1 protein-coding gene and 1 pseudogene are annotated in these 3,422 nt (G+C 31.9%); both read left to right on the forward strand.

The features are described from left to right. Positions 1-391: pseudogene (locus tag JMA43_RS13860) on the forward strand (hypothetical protein); the annotation flags it as partial. 277 nt (positions 392-668) lie between these two features. Further along, positions 669-3,422: hypothetical protein (locus JMA43_RS13865; RefSeq protein WP_342157309.1), on the forward strand; the 2,754-nt coding region annotated here is incomplete at its 3' end.

A 3,422-nucleotide genomic window follows, 5' to 3' on the forward strand; every position in this document is an offset into this window, starting at 1 on the left:
ACCTGTCATGTATTTTAGGAGTACTAATAAAGAAGGAGAAGGGGTGTGGGCTAAAGTATTGCATAACACAGGGAATCAAGCTATAAAGGGGAAGTTGGAAGCCAAAGAAATAAAAGTAACCACAACTCCTACCGCCGATTTTGTTTTTGAAGATAATTATAAGATCCCTTCTTTAGAAGAAGTAGAGGATTTTATCAAGAAGAATAAACATCTTCCTGAAATAGCTTCTGCGGAAGAAATGAAGAAAAACGGAGTGAACGTAGGGGATTTTCAAATAAAATTACTACAAAAAATTGAGGAGCTTACGTTGTATGTAATTGAACAAGAGAAAAAGATAAAGAAATATGAAGACCTAGAAGAAAGGGTTATTATGTTGGAAAATTTAAAATAAGGAGTAACATATAAAATTAAAATAGAAAATAGAGTGTGATAGAGTTAATTTTAATGATGCATGGTATTAAGGGTGTTTGCTTGATCGCTTTTGATTTTTTTACTTTTTAAATATAAAGTGTTGAGTTGTTCTGAAAATAGAACAAGTATGGATTAGCCTTATGAAATTAATTACTGTTTAATGATTTTACAATTGTTTTCTTTTTTGAGAAAATTTTAAAATATTTGTAAGATAAGTTTGTTTAAATATAATTTTTAATAATAAATATTCTAAAAATATGAATAAAATATACTTGAGTTTATTATTATTTACTAGCTGTGTTTTTGGACAAGACCTTCCTTCTATAGTTCCTCCATCTCCAGAAGCTGCGGCGCTTGGTAAGTATGTAGATATGCCAGTAACAACGTCAACAGGAATCCCTAATATTTCAATTCCGTTGTATGAGATTAATCATGGAGATTTGACCTTGCCAATAAGCATCTCATATCATGCAGGGGGTATACGAGTAGAAGAGATTGCCTCAAGAGTAGGACTTGGATGGAGTTTAAATGCGGGGGGTATTGTGTCTAGGACTATGAGGGGACTTCCAGATGATGTTCCTGGTGTTGGTTATATGTATGAGACTCGAAAAGTATCAGACATTAGAAATGATTATAATAAGCTGGGAAGTTCAGCTATTTATGAGGATATTCAAAGTTCTGAACTTGGTGGAACTGATTTAGAACCAGATATTTTTAGTTTTAGTTTCATGGGATATTCAGGGAAATTTATGTTTGATCAGAATTCCAGAGTGTTTGTTCAAATGCCATTTAGCAATATGAAAATAAAACCTATATATGACTCTGCAAATCTAAAAACAATTGTAGGTTGGGTGTTTACAGCCCCAGATGGAGTGAAATTTTATTTTGGTATTTCTGAGGATAAAACAGATGTGGCAGTTGATGTGAGTACTAGTGCGGACATGTTTAATTATACCACAAGCGGATTATCTTTATCTAGGGATGGTAAATCTATTCCTAATTTTATTAGCTCATGGCACTTAGTAGATATAGTTAGTCCAAAGGGAAATAATATTCATTTTGAGTATGGAGTTGAGTTGTTTAGTAATACTTTAAAAACTAGTGAACAATTAATAATTGAAAAAAATTGTTTAAGTTCTGGGTATAGCGTATCATTTAGTACAAGTTTAGTTCAACAAAGGGTTTTAGAAAAAGTTTCTTTTGGAGATAACCACATAGAGTTTGTATCAGATGAGGTTTCAAGAATGGATTTGTCGGGAAGTAAGTCTTTAAAAGATATATTTGTTTTTGTCAATGGCGGACAGACAGCTATAAAACAATATCGTTTTAACTATGATTATTTTACATCTAAACTAGAAGAAGGTAGATGGAGAAATATTGGAAATCCTCAAGAAAGACGTTATCGATTAAAATTATTATCAGTTCAAGAAATTGGTGAAAATAATATTTCTAAACCACCTTATAAGTTTGAATATAATAATATTTTATTGCCTAGCCGTTTTTCTAACGCCCAAGATTATTGGGGTTTTTACAACGGAAAAGAATCAAATCAAAACTTAATTCCATCTGTTAGACTTGCTTCAGGGATTTATCATAATAATGCTGAAAGAAGTGTTGCTCCATTGTCGGCAAAAGCATCTACTATTAGTAAAATACATTATCCAACAGGGGGAAGTATAGAATATTCTTTTGAAAGTAACCGTACATATGCGCCTAACAATTTTAATTTTTCAGATACTACAGTCGATAAATATTTAAATTTCAATAAAGCACCAATAAATGAGGCTCCTCCGGGCTCTTTATATGCCTATTCAAAAGAGTTTGATATTGAGCCAGGAATTATTGGTCAAGTTCATTTCAGGGCTTCAGTATCTGGATGTGATAATAATGGGCCTTTAACTAACTTAGAATGCGATTATACATTGAAAATAGTTGGAGTTACTGATCCCTCTTTTTCGATGAATGTAAGTACTACAAGCTTTTCATTAGAATTAGAACCAGGGACTTATAAAATAGTTGCATCAGAAGCAGGGTTTGGATTAGGTGAGAGTGAGGGAGAAGAGTCTAATTTTAATATGAGTCTATCATGGAAACTAGATGAAACACCAGATCCTTCAGATGGAATGGCGGTTGGAGGGCTTCGAATTAGTGAAATTAATATAAAAGATGAATTTGGAAATACAATTACTAAAACCTATGATTATAATAAATTTGATACAGGAAAAACTAGTGGAGTATTATATAGTATACCTGTTTTCTTAGATAGTCGTTTCTTTAATGGATCATGCACATCTTCCCCTCCAAAGTATGTACATAAAGTTACATCTTATAGTCAAGTTCCATTTATTTTTGTAAATGGTGGGGTTTTATTATATAAAAATGTAACAGAATATATTAATAATAATATAAAAACAGAATTTGTATTTACAAGTAGAGGGAGTATGCAACATTATGATTATAAAGCAGGTGATGGTGTTTATTTACCCGAATTAGATGTGAGTTGGGAGCGAGCTAACTTAAAGGAGAAAACAATTTATAAAAATGTTAGTGGTTTATATAGTCCTGTTTCATATATAGAAAATAATTATGAACAAAAAGAGGTAACCCCTTATCCTAATGTAGGTGTTATATTTAAAAATGAAATAGGTGGTAGTGGATTTACCGTAGGGCAGTTCGGGTTCTATAGTTTTTTTAGTGAGTGGTATAGGCTAAAAAGTGTGAAAAAAATTGATTTCTTTGAGGGAAATAATGTTATATCTATTAAAGAGAACAAATATTTAAATAATTCACTTATACCTTCTGAAGAAATTACTTCAAACAGCCAAAACGAAACACTCACCACCAAGACTTATTACCCCGACGACATCACGAGTCCTTCTTTTCTAGCAGGAGGCAATATAACTTCTGTAGAATATGCTGCGATAGATAGATTAAAAGCAGTTAGAGACAATGGGAGTAAGGGTTTACATAGAGTATCAGCGCCTATTCAAGTAGAAACCTATAAAGACAAC

Source organism: Joostella sp. CR20, assembly GCF_038433465.1.
Taxonomy (GTDB): Bacteria; Bacteroidota; Bacteroidia; order Flavobacteriales; family Flavobacteriaceae; genus Galbibacter.